Genomic DNA, 14,832 nt, shown 5'->3' with positions numbered 1-14,832 from the left:
TGCGGTTCCTCATCACTGACCGAGTTTTAAAATGCTTTGCTGCATACTGGTCACCTTTCCCATCACTTCGACCGAGGTCTGGTAACTACGGGAAGCTGACATCATGTCGGCCATCTCCTCCAAAGAATTCACATTGGAGTAAAAAACATAGCCATCTTGATTTGCCAAAGGATTGTTCGGTTCATAACGCTGTTCGGCGGGGCGATCAGACGAAACCACCCCCAACATGCGGACACTAGCCGCCACATTGCTGCTGTCCTCACCATTTCCGGCCTGGTACAGTGCTGAAAACACCGGTTTGAGCGCATGATAAGCAGTATCGGCGCTGGGCGCGGCGGTGTCGGCGTTTGCCAAGTTGGACGCTATGGTATCCAGGCGCATCACCTGCGCATTCATCGCACTGCCACTGATGTCATAGATATTGTTAAAAGACATTACTATTTCCCTTTAATGGCGCTGTACAGCCCGTTAATCTTCATGTTGAGGAAGGTCATGCTGGTCTGAAAATCCATGGTGTTCTTGGCAAAATTCGCCTGTTCAACATTCAGCTCAACACTGTTGCCATCCGCTGACGGCTGATAAGGGATGCGATACATCAGCGGGTGTTCAGTGGTCATATCCACGTGGCTGCCCGATGTGAGTTGTACCTGCTGTTGCACATCCTGCATCACACTGTTGTAATCAATATCCCTAGCTTTAAACCCTGGGGTATCGACATTGGCGAGGTTGCCCGCAATAATTTCAGCCCGCTCTAAACGCAGTTGCATTGAGTAGGGGTGCACACCGAATGCTTTATCAAATGGTCCCACTGTGTTGAAGCCTGTTCAGGTATGGATCTTGCCCTTTATAAGACAAACTTTGTGCCATAAATAAAGTTCTTTAAATATCAATATGATAAAATTAATTTTTGAAAAAATTACGCAGCAGAGGGAAGTGTTTTTTCCGCTGCGGAAGCGACTCTGGCTCCTATTTCCTCTGTTACTGGCCCTGCCAACTCAAGCCGCTAGTACACTAGCCGCCGCACTACAGCAACAAGTAGCAAAAGAACTCGCGCAATACGCTAAACAACTGGGTGTTAGCGGCCAGAAACAACAGATTGAACTGCATTTTGCTGGGAATGCCGAACAGCAACCCTGCACCCGTTGGCGTTTTGAGCGCCCACAACCCACTGAGCCGCCATTGGGACGACTGAGTTATCGGATAGAATGTCTAGCGCCTGTGACCTGGACTGGCAGAGCCACGGCTGAAGTTAAGTTCTGGACAAAAGTAGTGGTTGCCGCCAAAGCGGTAGGACGTGACACCAAACTGAATAAATCAATATTAACTTTACGCACTCAGGAGCTGGGAAGCTTAAACCGAACGCCGCTGTTTCATGTGAATGATGCCATCGGTAAAGTCACCCGACGCCGCCTGAACCGTGGGGATGTGATATCGCCATTTTTGCTGGAAAATCCCTATATTATCAGTCGTGGCGACCTGGTAACCCTACGTATCACCATCAATACTTTTTCGGCCGTCACCCAGGGCACAGCGCTGGAGGATGCCCGCCAAGGTGAGCGCATAAAAGTACAGAACAACAGTTCCGGGAAAGTGCTACAGGGGGTGGCACAGCAGCAGGGTTTAGTAAAAATTGACTTTACTACAAAATAATTTAAGTTTTTCATTCCAATGGTCGCCTGGCTTCTTATAGACCCACAGGAGATTAACCGTATGAAAATTAGCAATCAGGGGATTATCCCACTGGACAACCTGAAAGCAGACACCCCTAGCACAGGTAAACAACCACTGCCGGGAAGCGGTGATACGGCCAAAACCGAGGTAAATAACGCACAGTTAAGCGCTCTTAGCCGTTCGGCGGGTGATGTTTATGCCGGTTTGTCTGAACAGGACGAAGTCGATATGGACAAGGTGATGGCAATGCGCAGTGCGATTGAAAAAGGCCAACTGCCGCTGGACGAAGAAGCATTGGTTAATGCCATCATGGATATGCATCGTTTATGAGTATCAACAATCTCAAAACATTCTTTGAAAGCATGAAGCAAGATGTGGCGCAGCTAAATCAGCTTATCGGCCATCTTGATAATCAGTACGAATTGCTCAGTAATCGCCGAGCAACCGAACTGAGCTGGCTCAATAATCAGATCATCGAGCTGCTGCAGAATTTGCGCCAGTCGAACCTTGAACGAGAGCAGTTTCTGCAACAACTGGGGCTCCCCGCCAACCACGAGGGGTTAAAGTTACTCCAGGAAAAGTTGCCTTCCCCACCCGCGAAAAAGTGGGGGAGTTGATGCAAGAACTGAATCTGAAGACCCAGACCTGCAACATGATGAATGAGCGTGCAGGTAAACTGCTAGCGACCCAGCGCCGCTTTATGACCCGTTTCTTTGGGTTACAAGATCAACAAGCCTACCCTGATTTTCGCGCCTGACGGTTTTACCGTCAGCGCCACAAACATTTACCCGCGACTATTTCCCCGCTTTTGTAACAGCGCTATGCTGCTGCCATCAGACAATTAGGTCAAAGGAATACCGGTTTGCATAAGTTACAGTTTCCGGCTGAACCGTTTGGAACAGTGCTCGGACATGCCCCAGGTGGGGTAGCCATCTACTCCAGCGATTATCACAGCGCCGATCCGGTGCAGTTTCGCGATCATGCGGCCTACCGAAGTTACATAGGTAACGAATACATGGGGCATAAATGGCAATGCGTAGAGTTTGCCCGGCGCTGGCTATATCTCAACCGCGGGTTGGTATTTACCGATGTGCCGATGGCCTACGACATTTTTGCACTCAGACACCTGCGCCGGGTTGAGGACGACGCCCTGTTACCACTACAGGCATTTACCAATGGTAGCCAGAAAATACCGGAAGCAGGTGCCCTGCTTATATGGGCGGCGGGTGGCGAATTTGATGTAACCGGTCATGTGGCGGTGATTACCGAAGTGCTAGCGGGCAAGGTACGTATTGCAGAGCAGAATCTGGAACATTGCAAACTGCCGGCCGGGCAGCAATGGTGCCGAGAATTACAACTCGAACAGTCGGCTGATGGTGGCTATCGCATCATCGAAGGTTTCTGTGACACCAAGATCCTTGGCTGGATGATCCAGACCGATGACACGACTTACGCTGAATCAGCGCACTGGACCGATCCGCAACTGTTCGACTTAAATAGCCGTAACGTCACCGACAAAGGCCAGTTCAAAGGCCCCTGGTTAGATGAAAGCGATCCGCTGCAATTGGCATTTGTGCATGCCATGGGTGGGCATTTTCTTACTGACAAAGTGAGCGAACAATATCGTTATTTCCGCATGTCAGAAACCGCTGAGCGGGAACTTATTCGCGCCACGAATGAGTTGCACCTGATGTATCTGCATGCCACAGAGCAGGTATTACGAAACGATGATCTCTTGGCAAACTTCAATATTCCCAAGGTGTTGTGGCCCCGCTTAAAACGCTCTTGGCAAACCCGCCGGCACCAGATGATCAACGGCCGTTTCGACTTCTGCATTACCCACAAGGGGCTCAAGGTCTACGAATACAATGCTGACTCAGCCTCCTGCCATACTGAAGCCGGGCTCATCCAAAGATTATGGGCCAAACAGGCAGGTGATGTGGATGGCACCGATGCCGCAGCCGACCTTTTGCCGGCCTTAGTGGAAGCCTGGCGTCACTGTGATGCCTGTGGCACTGTGCATATTTTGCAGGATGACGATAAAGAGGAAAATTATCACGCACTGTTCATGCAACGGGCCATGACCGAGGCCGGGATCAACAGCAAAATAGTCCGCGGACTGCAACGTCTGCACTGGAACGATGCTGGCGAAGTTGTCGATGAAGACGGTGAAGCCATCAACTGTGTCTGGAAAACCTGGGCATGGGAAACTGCGCTGGAGCAGATCCGTGCCGAATGTGAAGACGATGATCGCGCCCCGCCTATCCGTACGGGGTCACCCAATACGCCGGTGCGCTTAGTGGATGTGCTGCTACGCCCCACGGTCCAGGTATTTGAACCACTTTGGACACTGATCCCCAGCAACAAAGCGATTCTGCCCATATTATGGAGTTTGTTTCCACAACATCGTTATCTGCTGGACAGTGCTTTTGAGCTGACGGACGCCCTTAAACAGCACGGCTATGTGATAAAACCCATTGCCGGTCGCTGTGGCGATAACATCAGTTTAGTGGACAAACATGAGCAGCAACTGGGACAGACTGATGGTCGGTTTGCCCACCAGCAACAGATTTATCAGGAGTTGTGGCGACTGCCGAAGGTGGAGGGTTATCGGGTACAGGTTTGTACCTTTGCCGTAGCCGGTAGTTATGGTGGCAGCTGTGTACGGGTTGACGATTCGCTGATCATCACCACCGACAGTCCCCTATTGCCGCTACGGATAGTACCCGATGAGCAGTTATAACAAACAGCAAGAGTGATAAAAATGCTAGCGGGAAGTTGATATCACCAATGTCACTTTTGCATGCGCCATCGGTTTTATGCAGATATGGCGTTGAGCCAAAGCAACCGTCACTATGGCTAGTTAAACAGCAGGGCACGCAAGCTAAACAGCAAGGGCTCCAGCAAGATGTACCACCATAATGCTAGAGCCCTTACATTCATTGAGGTGCGCTTAACGGACGAGTATTTGCCTGATGTCAGTGTTTTTTCTGGCGGTCAGCAATGGCATCGGTAATGGCAAATAACACCCCGGAAACCACAAATGTCAGGTGTATGCCCACTTTCCAGCCAAGCACGTTACTGCTGAGTTCCCCGCCGCCACAAAAGCTTTGAGCAGCTCAACGGCAGAGATAGCCACAATAGCACCAATCAATTTTAATTTGAGATCGGCAAAACCGACTTTACCCATCCACGCGGGTCGGTCTTCATGATCGTCTACCGACATTTTAGAGACAAAGTTTTCATACCCACTAAAAGCGATAATCAGTAGCAAGCTGGCCAACAAGGCACTGTCCACTAACGTGAGAATACTGACTATTGACTCTTCCGGCGTATCGCTAAAGATCCCGGAAAGTAAGTAAAAAAGTTCTTTAAAAATTTCACCAGCAGCGCTAATACCGCCAGCATCAACCCGAAAAAGAACGGCGCCAGCAACCAGCGCGAACGGAACAGCAGATGCTCGAGTGCTATTTCGAGTTTAGACATAATCACCACACCTTTATTATAAATATAGCCACATAAACTAGTGGCTATATTACTGATTTGTTTACTTTCAGCAAGCTATCTACTGCTATCTGCACGCCTTTAGTATGGTGCGAAACTCGTGCAAAAATCTCAATACTTGAATCTTGAGATCAGTTCATTCAGTTTTTCTGCTAGGCCCGCAAGCTCAGTGCTTGAGGCGCTGGTCTGTTGCGAACCCGCGGCTGTTTGTACGGACAGATCCCGAATTGACACCAAACTGCTATCTACAGTTCTGGCAACAGTTGCCTGTTCTTCTGCCGCAGCGGCAATTGTCAAATTTTGCTGGCTGATGTCATTTATCAATGCAGCAATTTCTGTCAGTGCTTGCCCGGCTTCATTGGCCACGGTCAGCGTTTCTGCGGCGCGAAGATTGCTCTGTGACATATCGTTGACCGCATGGCTGGTTTCAGATTGCACCGACTTAATCATGGCTTCAATTTCAGCGGTAGATTCCTGAGTCCGATGCGCCAACGCGCGAACTTCATCGGCCACCACAGCAAAACCGCGGCCCTGCTCTCCGGCGCGTGCAGCTTCAATGGCCGCATTCAGTGCTAACAGGTTGGTCTGCTCTGCAACACCGCGGATCACATCCATCACCGAACCAATCTCGGTGACTTTTTGTGCCAGTTGGCTGATCCCCGCAGAAGACTGTTTAATCCCCTCAACCAAGGCTTCTATCGTCTGAATAGTCTCACTGACTTTATGTTGCCCTTGGGCAGTTTTGTCATTGGCAAGATTGGAATTGTCAGATGCAGTTGCGGCACTTCTAGCTACATCATCAATCGCCACGGTCAATTCATTTACCGCTGATGCCGCCTGTTGCAACTGATCGCTCTGTTCCGTGGCAATCTGGGTGGACTGGCCGGTCACCACACTCAGTTCCTCAGAGGTCGCCGCCAGTTGGCGAGAAGAGTCACCGATGGTGTGCATGGCGTCACGTAACTTGGTCTGCATTTGTCGTAGAGCGATTATCATATCCGCCGCTTCATCGCGTCCTTCATCGACAAATTCGAGTGTCAGGTCACCAGAAGAGATAGTGCGGGCGACATCTACCGCTTCTCGCAGTGGGGTAATCAAACTACGACTGAATAACCAAGCGAGGACCAGTACAATCGCCAAGGCCACTACGGCACCTGACAATAAGGCAACTTTGGTTTCGCCAAATACAGTGATGGCCTGAGATGAAGCTTTGGTGGCTTGATCTACTTGATGCGCCGACAGATCATCCAATGCGGAGACTAATTCTGCCGAAATAGGCTGAACATCTTTACTACGTAGCAGCAGCGCATCTTGTCGATTGCCCTGTTGGATCAACACCACAATCTGTTTCACCGCTGCAATATAGTTTTCTCTTAACTGTTTGACCGACTTAAATATCTTTTTGGCTTCATCCGTAACAATAAAGGCTTCTAGTTGCTGTTCTGCATCAGATAACTTATCTGACCAGTGACTGATATCAGTCGATATTTTGGCAATATTGTCATCATCATTACGGTTAAAAATTTCACTGGCACTTACCCGTAAGCTTAGAAAATCACGTTGCATTTCCCCGGTTTTTGCCACTGCGGGTAACCACTGCTGACTGAGCACATTAATATCATTCTTCAAAATGCCCAGTTGCCCCACCGCAAATAGTCCTAGCAGTAAGGTAACCATTCCTAACAGACCAAAAGAAAAAAACGAACGTTTAGCAATCCCGACAGCGCGTATCATAAATACTCCACAACGACTTTTTTATTATTGGGAAATAACCCAGCGTTCAAACTGAGTAACACTCAGCGGTGCAGAAAACAGATACCCTTGAGCAACATGGAACCCAAATTCCTTCAATATCTGGTATTGGTTTTCTGATTCCACGCCTTCTGCAACCACTTGGAGCTGCATGCTTTTACCAATCTGCAGCGCCGCTTCACTGATTGATCTGGCAATACTGCTAGTTTCTATGTGTTCTATCAGGCTCCTATCCAGTTTCAACTGGCTCACAGGTAAGGTCTGCAATCGACTTAAATTGGAGTAGCCGATACCAAAATCATCCACCGACAGCTGAATGCCATTCGCGTACAGTTCATTGATAACGTCCTGCACAATAGGTTCGTGCTCCACAAATCCGCTTTCGGTGATCTCGATGATCACGTCATCGGTAGTCAAGTGACATTCCTGCAATACTTCAAAGATCAATTCTGGTAATGCTGGATAGCGTAAATTTACCGATGACAAGTTGACGGAAATACACGGGATCTGCAGTCCCTTGGCACGCCACTGTAATAATTGCTGACATGAAGCACGTAGCACCCATAGATCAAGTTCGGTGATAATGCCGACCGACTCTGCCAAGGTAATAAATTTGTCAGGAGGGATCATGCCATGTTCACAGTGAAACCAGCGGCATAGCGCTTCTACCCCACATATGACCCCCGTATTAATGTCAATCTGAGGCTGAAAATAAAGCTGTAGTTGTTGCTGAGCGATGGCCTCGCGTAAGTCATCCGCAAATGAGAGATGGCTGCCACCTGCCGCGACTTGTTCTTGATTGCTGTTGTTCGCTGCTTTCAGTAGAAACTGCTTAGAATACTGTGGTGACACGGTACTTCTGGGAAGGGCTAACGGATAACTGTATTTGACAATTAACAGATAAAGGGCCGGATCTTCCGCTCGCAATTTGGAGACAGACATAACAACTTTACGATGTTCGCCATTGCCCTGTCGCAGTTTCACATCAACGGTCTTGCCGACTATCTGACTTAACGGTAGAGATATGCGGCTTTCAGACTCGTCCAGCAACTGGAAAATGGATTCACCGAGCAACTGTTCAGACTGATAACGCCAGCGCTTTAACGCTGATGTATTAACTAAAAGAATCTCACCAACAGCATTCACAACCACTATGCTATCAGTAAGTTGTTCCAGCAATTCGTATTCCCGCCGGAGAGTACTACTATTACCCAGCACATTGACGTCCTTTTCCCAATGTTAATCACGGCACCTGACAACCAGCCCACCCCGGCAGATATCTCTGCAATCGGCGCAGTGGCCTACATTTATCACTGTGTCATCAAATCAGTCTCCGAATATTGCCTATAAGGAACATTGTGTCAAGCAATTTGCCTATATGGTTTTGCCTATTTGGCAATATGCACTGGATAATTAAATCATGCATATAGGACACGCCATCAGAGTTTTGCGCATCCAACGCAAACTGACACAAGAACAGCTCGCACTGGATGCCGACATGGCAACCAGTAGTGTTTCTCGCATTGAAAATGGCTTACGCCAACCATCACAAAAGTTATTGATTAAACTGGCTAATGCGCTAGATACAACCCCGTCAAGCCTCTATGCGGCTTGTGAAAAAGGGATAGTACAGAACGTGACGGATGTAGATACTTGGTCAAACCATGATGATGTAATTGCGGCCCCAGAAACACAGATATTGCTGCGACTGTTCCACGAACTCTCCAACGACAATCGAAAACTACTGCTTGAGCAGGTTCGGTTATTACATCATTGGCAAAATGGTAAAATTTAAAATATACAATGTATTGCAATATGAAATAATATTTCAGCAATGACAGGTTAAAAAACTCGCGATAAACGGGGAAAGTGTTAAAAGTGGCAAATTCCAAAGCGGTCTCCTTCGAAATTTGCCACTTAGGCAAAAACTAATTTTGATAAATCTAATTTATCTAGAGCACAGCTTTAATGCTCTGCGCTATCGGTGTGGTTGGGCGACCAATCAGTGCTGACAACTGCTTACTATTGTCAAACAAAGCGCCTTGTGCCGCACCCGCTTCAGAATCGCCCAGCATTGAAGCAACGGCTGCTGGCAAACCAACCTGTTCTAGCAGCTTAATATATTCTGCCTGCGACAGATTTTTATATTCCACTTTTTTACCACTAGCTGCGCTGATATAAGCGGCATACTGAGTCAGGGTAAAAGCATTATCTCCTGCCAGTTCATACACTTTGCCAGCTTGATCTGGCTGCGTTAATACCGCAGCAGCGGCGGCGGCATAATCTGCCCGGCTCGCGGTTGCCAACTTGCCATCTTTAGCACAACCAAATACAGCACCGTGACTCAGGGCGGCAGCCACACTACCGGTATAGTTTTCGCTGTACCAGCCGTTGCGCAAAATCACTGCGGGAATACCACTCTGCTTGATATATGCTTCAGTGGCGCTGTGTTCTTCGGCCAACATCAAAGGCGAAGTATCTGTGTGTAACAGACTGGTATAGGCCAACAAGCTAACACCGGCCGCTTTAGCCGCATCAATGACGGCTTTATGCTGCTCAGTTCTTTTGCCAATTTCGCTGGAGGAGATCAGCAATAACTTATCAACATTCGCAAACGCGCTAACCAGAGTATTGGGGTGGTTGTAATCCGCCAATCTTACCTGGATGCCCTTTGCGGCTAAATCTTTTGCCTTATCTGGGTTACGTACCGCCGCCACAATCTGCTGTGCTGGTACCTTTTTCAATAACGCTTCAATAACTAATCTGCCAAGTTGTCCGGTTGCGCCTGTTACTGCCAGCATGTTCGTGCTCCTTGTTAACTTACTCGATAAAGTAAATGTCACTGGTATCGTGCCATCGTTAGTCGCTATACTAGCGCCAACACAAACTTTTAGTAAGTACACACAAAAAGGTAAGTATAAAAATGAAACAACCAACCCCTGAAACTGGTTTAGCGGCACAGATGCAACGGGGCAACCTGTTTTCAGACAGATGCCCATCACGGGAAGTGCTTAAACACGTCACCAGCCGTTGGGGAGTTCTGGTATTACTGGCGCTATTGAATGGAGAGCAGCAGCGATTCAGCGCGTTGAAACGCAAGATCCTCGGCGTCAGTGAAAAAATGCTAGCACAAACACTACAACAGTTAGAGAGTGACGGCTTTGTAGAACGTACGGTTTTCCCCGTCGTGCCACCGCATGTGGAATACACGCTAACCACTAGCGGTGTGCTCATTGCCCGTCAAGTTGTGGGGTTAGCCGATTGGATTGAGGAAAACATAGATCACGTTCTTAAAGCACAACAGCAATACCAAGAGCAGCAAACATCCGGCCCACAACACTGGCAATCGTGAACAATCTGGCAGTGGGCTGGAGCACAAAACTTGTGTTAATCCATTCACAGCAATTGCTTTGCCGTACGTCGCCCTTTATTGTCGTGTAAACCATGCCTGAATGATGAATAACAAGGAAGCTTTCATGGCTATTAGTGCCCTTGATGCACAACAGCTCTATCGCCCAGCCGATCTCAGTCTGTTGGGAACTAACAACTCCACCCGTGAACTGGCGCCACTGGACGATATTATCGGTCAAGAACGCGCGCAGAGTGCGATCGAATTTGCCATGTCCATCCGTGACAAGGGCTATAACATTTTTGCTATCGGTCGCAGTGGTCTGGGTAAGCGCACTATGATGCTGCGCTACTTGAAACGCCACCAACCGCTGGAGCAGGAGCTACACGACTGGTGTTATGTCGCGAATTTTGATGAACCCAGAACCCCGCAAGTGCTGCGTTTGCCTGCGGGCAGCGGTGCCCAATTTAAAAAAGAGGTGGAAAAAACCGTACTACGCTTGGTGAAAGCCTTGCCGTTAGCTTTTGATAACGAAGTGTATTATCGCCGAGCTGATAAACTGAAAACCCAGTTGACCCAGCGTCAAGAAGCGACACTGGCCGAACTGGCGACTGAGGCAAAGGAAAAACAAGTACGGCTGACCATCAGTCCTGATGGCGACTATCAACTCATGGCGCTTAACGGTGAAGAACCGCATACCGATGAAAGCTATGCCGCGTTACCGGAAGCTGAGCGCAATAAATTTGAGGAAAATATCCGCCACCTAGAATCGCGGCTGCGGGGCATAGTGCGGCAACTGACAGAATGGGAAGAGGAGTTCAGTACCAAACAGCAACAGCACGATGAACAGGTAGCCCGCGAAGTCTTAAGCCATTTTTTCAAACCACTGAAAGATGATTACCGCGCGGTTCCAGAGATCCGCAACTTTCTGACCGCTATGCAAAAAGACATGCTGGGGAATCTGGATATTTTCTTGGAGCAAAGTGAAGACCAACTTGGGCTTGCTTATGCTTCGCTGGAAAAAAGATGCCTCGCCGTTATCAGGTGAATTTGCTGGTTACCCAAGAGCAGCCGAGCTTCCCGGTAGTAGTAGAAGAAAATCCTACCTATCATGGCTTATTCGGTTATGTCGAAAATGCGACTTTTCGCGGCACCGTATTTACTGACTTCTCGCTCATCCGTTCAGGCAGTCTGCATCGCGCTAACGGCGGGGTGTTGCTGATGGATGCCATTAAAGTGCTCGAACGTCCTTATGTCTGGGATGGCTTAAAACGGGCATTACGTTCCCGGACGCTGGATCTTAATTCACTGGAGCGCGAAGTCTCGCTGTCCGGCGCGGTATCACTGGAACCACAGCCAATCCCACTAGATGTTAAAATCGTCTTGTTCGGTGACTATCAGACATATCAATTACTGCAACACTATGATCCTGACTTCTGTGAATTGTTCCGGGTGACCGCCGACTTCGAAGACACCATGCCCCGTAGCGCTAAAGTGGAAAGTCTCTATGCACGTTTTATCTCATCCATCGTGCATGACAACCAGTTACTGCACTGCGACCATAGTGCCATCGCCCGCATTATCGAATACAGTTCCCGTCAGGCAGAAGATCAAACACAGCTGTCACTGCATTCGGCCAATGTGGCTAACCTACTGCGGGAAAGCCATTATTGCGCAAACTCAGTGAATGCCAGATCCATCCGCGCCATACATGTAGAACAAGCCTTGACCCAGCAGGAACAACGCGTATCCAAACTGCGCGATCAGTTGATGTTAGGGTTCACCCAAGGCACCAACCTGCTGGAGGTCAAAGGTAAAGCGGTAGGCCAAATCAACGCATTGTCAGTTATCGCGACCAGCGACCATCAATTTGGCATGCCTAATCGCATCACAGCCAGCACCAGTTTTGGTAAAGGTGAAGTGCTGGATATTGAACATAAGGTACGCCTCGGCGGTAAAATCCATTCTAAAGGTGTATGGATTTTATCAGCATTTATCAATAACTTGCTTGGGAAAGACCAAGCCATACCGCTCACAACTTCACTCACTTTTGAACAATCATACTCTGGGGTGGATGGCGACAGTGCATCAATGGCCGAATGCTGTGCCATACTGTCAGCAATCAGCGATATTGCTATCCGCCAGGACATTGCTATCACCGGGTCAATGAACCAGTTTGGAGAAGCTCAACCGATTGGTGGCGTCAATGAAAAAATTGAAGGTTTTTTCGATGTTTGCCAGCGCAAAGGGCGTAAACACACACAAGGCGTGATCATTCCTGCCAGCAATGTCAATAACCTGATGTTGAAGCAGTCCGTAGTCGATGCAGTCGCTCGGGGAAATTCCATATCTGGAGTGTCACCCATGTTTGTGAAGCGCTGAGCCTACTATGTGACATGCCATCAGGCAGTGCCGATAAACGTGGACAATTCCCACTGCACAGCGTGCTTGGCGCAGCGTCGGTCAACCTGGCGGCACTGCGCGCTAGCAGTAAATCAACCTAAGAGGTCGCCGATGAATAGCCGCGCCACCCGGATTGCCCTACTGCTGTCAATGTTGCTGACCTTTCCGGTTGTGGCGGCGACTGAACATCCCACAGTGGCATCAATCACTAACGATGCCTGGCCACCATTTATTGATGTGGATGGCCGAATTATTGATGTGGATGGCCGAAATGGACTCGCACTCGACATCGTCACAACAGCACTGCAAACGCAAGGAGTGACACTGCAAGTCACTATCAAGCCCTGGGCCAGGGCGATGAGGGATGTGGTTGACGGTAGAAACGATCTGTTGCTCGCAACATGGAAGTCAGAGGATAGACAGCAGATTTTGCTGTTTTCTGAACCTTACCTGCAAAATCGGCTACGTTTTATCAAACGGGTTGGCGATCCATTTGAATATCATGATCTGGCGTCACTGCGCGGAAAAAGAGTGGGTATCGTGCGGGACTACAGTTATACCGGGGAATTTGCTAAGAGCCATAACTTTATCCGCGAACCTCATCAGGATCTTCTGGCAAACCTGCGGATGCTGGCGGCGAAACGGCTGGATCTAACGCTGGAAGATGAGATCGTGGCCAGTTACCGCTTTTATCAGTTAAAACTGGCAGACCGTTACCAATTCACCGGTCCGCCACTGACAATACAAAATCTGTACCTATCTGCTGGCATCGATAATCCCAGGAGTCAGGCGCTGATCAGCGCGTTCAATCAGGGCCTGAAACTGATCATGGACGATGGACGCTATGAACAGATCCTGGCCCGTTACGGTTCAATGCTGCATTCCAATCAGATGCCGGAAATTATTCGCCCATCAACGAACCCGGCGGCCCATCGTCCCCTCATGGAAGCGTCGATGTATGTCAGTACAGCGTCGCCAACATCTCATCTGAATATGCCTTGGTGGCATCTCCCTGGCGCACTCTAGCCACATAATCAGGATTGGCTATAAACGGCCGCCCAATAGCAACCAGGTCGAATTTACCCGCGCTAATCGCCGCGCTGGCGCTATCGGCGTCATAACCGCCTACGCCCACCAGCGTCTGCCGGTAATGTTCACGCAGATAAGTGGATGCTTGACCACCGAGGTAATCAAATTGCAGACTGTCATCAAATATTCCCAGATGTACATATGCCAGTTGCCGTTGCTCCAGCGCAGGTAACAAGTAGTCAAACACCTGGCGATCACGGGCATCAGGCGCCATGTTCACATAAGCGGCGGGTGACAAACGTATTGCGGTACGCTCACGGCCAATAGCGGCAACAATAGCATCGGTGACCTGCAATGGGAAACGGCTCATATTTTCGGGAGTACCACCGTATTCATCTTCCCGGCGGTTACTGTCATGGTGTAAAAACTCATCGATCAGATATGCATTGGCGCCGTGGATTTCGACGCCATCAAACCCTGCTTCAATCGCATTTTCAGCCGCTTTAGCATAATCACGCACCAGTTGTTCAATTTCGCTGACTGTCAGTGCTTTGGGCGTTTCGTATTGCAGTTCCCGCATCCGAGGCACAGTGCCATTCAAGGCTACCGCCGAAGGCGCAACCGTATGTTCGCCACCAAAGAAAAAGGTGTGGGCAACACGGCCGGTATGCCATAACTGTGCGAACATCAACCCCCTTTAGCGTGGACGGCATCGGTGACTTTACGCCAACCGGCTATCTGCTCGGCGCTAAACAATCCCGGCGTGTTAGGGTAACCCTGTCCGTCTGGACGAATAATGGTGGCTTCACTGATGATCAGCCCAGCATCAGCACGACGGGCATAATAAGCCGCCATCTCATCGGTGGGCACTAACCCTGGCCCCGCCATACAACGGGTAAGTGGCGCCATTAATATTCTGTTTTTCAGAGTGATTTTGTCATTAAGATGATAAGACTCAAACAACACATCATGCATGGAAATGTCCTCAGTACGCGATGACCATGGGGTAAAGCCCCATATGCAGCATCGATAATTATTCTTGAACAGGCATTCAAGATAAAGAGTCGTGTTGTGGAGTGCAAGTTATTTTTGAACAACTATTCAAAAAGACTAAACTGACGGGC

At 49.0% G+C, this 14,832-nt stretch carries 13 protein-coding genes and 3 pseudogenes; 9 read left to right on the top strand and 7 right to left on the bottom strand.

Annotation, left to right across the window (positions count from 1 at the left end):
• Positions 1-12: 12 nt before the first annotated feature.
• Both flgC and flgB read right to left on the bottom strand, forming a co-directional pair.
• Entirely contained in the window at positions 13-435 is a 423-nt protein-coding gene (gene flgC / locus KHX94_RS16015; protein WP_213681381.1) for a flagellar basal body rod protein FlgC, read from the bottom strand.
• Positions 436-437: 2 nt separating this feature from the next.
• Positions 438-767, bottom strand: a complete 330-nt coding sequence (gene flgB, locus KHX94_RS16010; protein WP_213683486.1) for a flagellar basal body rod protein FlgB — start codon at positions 765-767, stop codon at positions 438-440.
• Between the two features lie 166 nt (positions 768-933).
• Between flgB and flgA the strand changes: the two genes are divergently transcribed.
• The 5 genes from flgA (at position 934) to gss (ending at position 4,414) form a co-directional block, all read left to right on the top strand.
• Positions 934-1,650, top strand: coding sequence for a flagellar basal body P-ring formation chaperone FlgA (gene flgA / locus KHX94_RS16005; protein ID WP_213681380.1), 717 nt, complete (start codon positions 934-936; stop codon positions 1,648-1,650).
• A 60-nt stretch (positions 1,651-1,710) separates the two neighbouring features.
• Complete coding sequence (gene flgM, locus KHX94_RS16000; RefSeq protein WP_213681379.1) at positions 1,711-2,001, top strand: flagellar biosynthesis anti-sigma factor FlgM; 291 nt, start codon at positions 1,711-1,713, stop codon at positions 1,999-2,001.
• Positions 1,998-2,288: a flagellar export chaperone FlgN gene (gene flgN, locus KHX94_RS15995; protein ID WP_213681378.1), complete on the top strand. Its 291-nt coding sequence runs from the start codon at positions 1,998-2,000 to the stop codon at positions 2,286-2,288. Before flgM ends, flgN begins: the two co-directional genes overlap by 4 nt.
• Positions 2,288-2,428, top strand: coding sequence for a hypothetical protein (locus KHX94_RS15990; RefSeq protein WP_213681377.1), 141 nt, complete (start codon positions 2,288-2,290; stop codon positions 2,426-2,428). The genes flgN and KHX94_RS15990 overlap by 1 nt, the downstream gene beginning before the upstream one ends.
• Positions 2,429-2,533: 105 nt before the next feature.
• Positions 2,534-4,414 carry a bifunctional glutathionylspermidine amidase/synthase gene (gene gss / locus KHX94_RS15985; RefSeq protein ID WP_213681376.1) on the top strand — a complete coding sequence of 627 codons (1,881 nt, stop codon included), beginning with the start codon at positions 2,534-2,536 and terminating at the stop codon, positions 4,412-4,414.
• 235 nt (positions 4,415-4,649) lie between these two features.
• Here the strand turns inward: gss and KHX94_RS15980 are convergent.
• The 3 genes and pseudogenes from KHX94_RS15980 to KHX94_RS15970 form a co-directional block, all read right to left on the bottom strand.
• A pseudogene (locus KHX94_RS15980) lies at positions 4,650-5,157 on the bottom strand (TIGR00645 family protein).
• 129 nt (positions 5,158-5,286) lie between these two features.
• Complete coding sequence (locus tag KHX94_RS15975; RefSeq protein ID WP_213681375.1) at positions 5,287-6,909, bottom strand: methyl-accepting chemotaxis protein; 1,623 nt, start codon at positions 6,907-6,909, stop codon at positions 5,287-5,289.
• A gap of 24 nt (positions 6,910-6,933) precedes the next feature.
• The gene (locus KHX94_RS15970) at positions 6,934-8,145 is read right to left on the bottom strand and encodes a sensor domain-containing protein (RefSeq protein WP_213681374.1); all 1,212 of its coding nucleotides are present in this window, start codon (positions 8,143-8,145) and stop codon (positions 6,934-6,936) included.
• Between the two features lie 202 nt (positions 8,146-8,347).
• Here KHX94_RS15970 and KHX94_RS15965 point away from each other — a divergent pair, with 202 nt between their 5' ends.
• Entirely contained in the window at positions 8,348-8,722 is a 375-nt protein-coding gene (locus KHX94_RS15965) for a helix-turn-helix domain-containing protein (RefSeq protein WP_213681373.1), read from the top strand.
• A 157-nt stretch (positions 8,723-8,879) separates the two neighbouring features.
• Here the strand turns inward: KHX94_RS15965 and KHX94_RS15960 are convergent, their stop codons facing one another.
• Positions 8,880-9,728, bottom strand: a complete 849-nt coding sequence (locus KHX94_RS15960; protein ID WP_213681372.1) for an SDR family oxidoreductase — start codon at positions 9,726-9,728, stop codon at positions 8,880-8,882.
• 122 nt (positions 9,729-9,850) lie between these two features.
• Between KHX94_RS15960 and KHX94_RS15955 the strand changes: the two genes are divergently transcribed.
• The 3 genes and pseudogenes from KHX94_RS15955 to KHX94_RS15945 all read left to right on the top strand — a co-directional run bounded on the left by KHX94_RS15955 (position 9,851) and on the right by KHX94_RS15945 (position 13,705).
• Entirely contained in the window at positions 9,851-10,279 is a 429-nt protein-coding gene (locus tag KHX94_RS15955) for a winged helix-turn-helix transcriptional regulator (protein ID WP_213681371.1), read from the top strand.
• A 124-nt stretch (positions 10,280-10,403) separates the two neighbouring features.
• A pseudogene (locus KHX94_RS15950) lies at positions 10,404-12,780 on the top strand (Lon protease family protein).
• 10 nt (positions 12,781-12,790) lie between these two features.
• Complete coding sequence (locus tag KHX94_RS15945; RefSeq protein ID WP_213681370.1) at positions 12,791-13,705, top strand: substrate-binding periplasmic protein; 915 nt, start codon at positions 12,791-12,793, stop codon at positions 13,703-13,705.
• Here KHX94_RS15945 and KHX94_RS15940 read toward each other — a convergent pair.
• A pseudogene (locus tag KHX94_RS15940) lies at positions 13,641-14,683 on the bottom strand (alkene reductase). The gene KHX94_RS15945 and the pseudogene KHX94_RS15940 sit on opposite strands and share 65 nt — an antisense overlap.
• Between the last annotated feature and the right edge of the window lie 149 nt (positions 14,684-14,832).

It is taken from the genome of Shewanella dokdonensis (assembly GCF_018394335.1).
Lineage (GTDB): Bacteria > Pseudomonadota > Gammaproteobacteria > Enterobacterales > Shewanellaceae > Shewanella > Shewanella dokdonensis.
The sequence above is the reverse complement of the archived record's forward strand: the minus strand, read 5'-3'. Positions and strand labels throughout refer to the sequence as shown.

Bases quoted from the DNA above. Each gene is read 5' to 3' on its own strand.
- flgC (WP_213681381.1), bottom strand. From the start codon at position 435: ATGTCTTTTAACAATATCTATGACATCAGTGGCAGTGCGATGAATGCG.
- flgB (WP_213683486.1), bottom strand. From the start codon at position 767: ATGCAACTGCGTTTAGAGCGGGCTGAAATTATTGCGGGCAACCTCGCC.
- flgM (WP_213681379.1), top strand. From the start codon at position 1,711: ATGAAAATTAGCAATCAGGGGATTATCCCACTGGACAACCTGAAAGCA.
- flgN (WP_213681378.1), top strand. From the start codon at position 1,998: ATGAGTATCAACAATCTCAAAACATTCTTTGAAAGCATGAAGCAAGAT.
- KHX94_RS15990 (WP_213681377.1), top strand. From the start codon at position 2,288: ATGCAAGAACTGAATCTGAAGACCCAGACCTGCAACATGATGAATGAG.
- KHX94_RS15975 (WP_213681375.1), bottom strand. From the start codon at position 6,909: ATGATACGCGCTGTCGGGATTGCTAAACGTTCGTTTTTTTCTTTTGGT.
- KHX94_RS15965 (WP_213681373.1), top strand. From the start codon at position 8,348: ATGCATATAGGACACGCCATCAGAGTTTTGCGCATCCAACGCAAACTG.
- KHX94_RS15960 (WP_213681372.1), bottom strand. From the start codon at position 9,728: ATGCTGGCAGTAACAGGCGCAACCGGACAACTTGGCAGATTAGTTATT.
- KHX94_RS15955 (WP_213681371.1), top strand. From the start codon at position 9,851: ATGAAACAACCAACCCCTGAAACTGGTTTAGCGGCACAGATGCAACGG.
- KHX94_RS15945 (WP_213681370.1), top strand. From the start codon at position 12,791: ATGAATAGCCGCGCCACCCGGATTGCCCTACTGCTGTCAATGTTGCTG.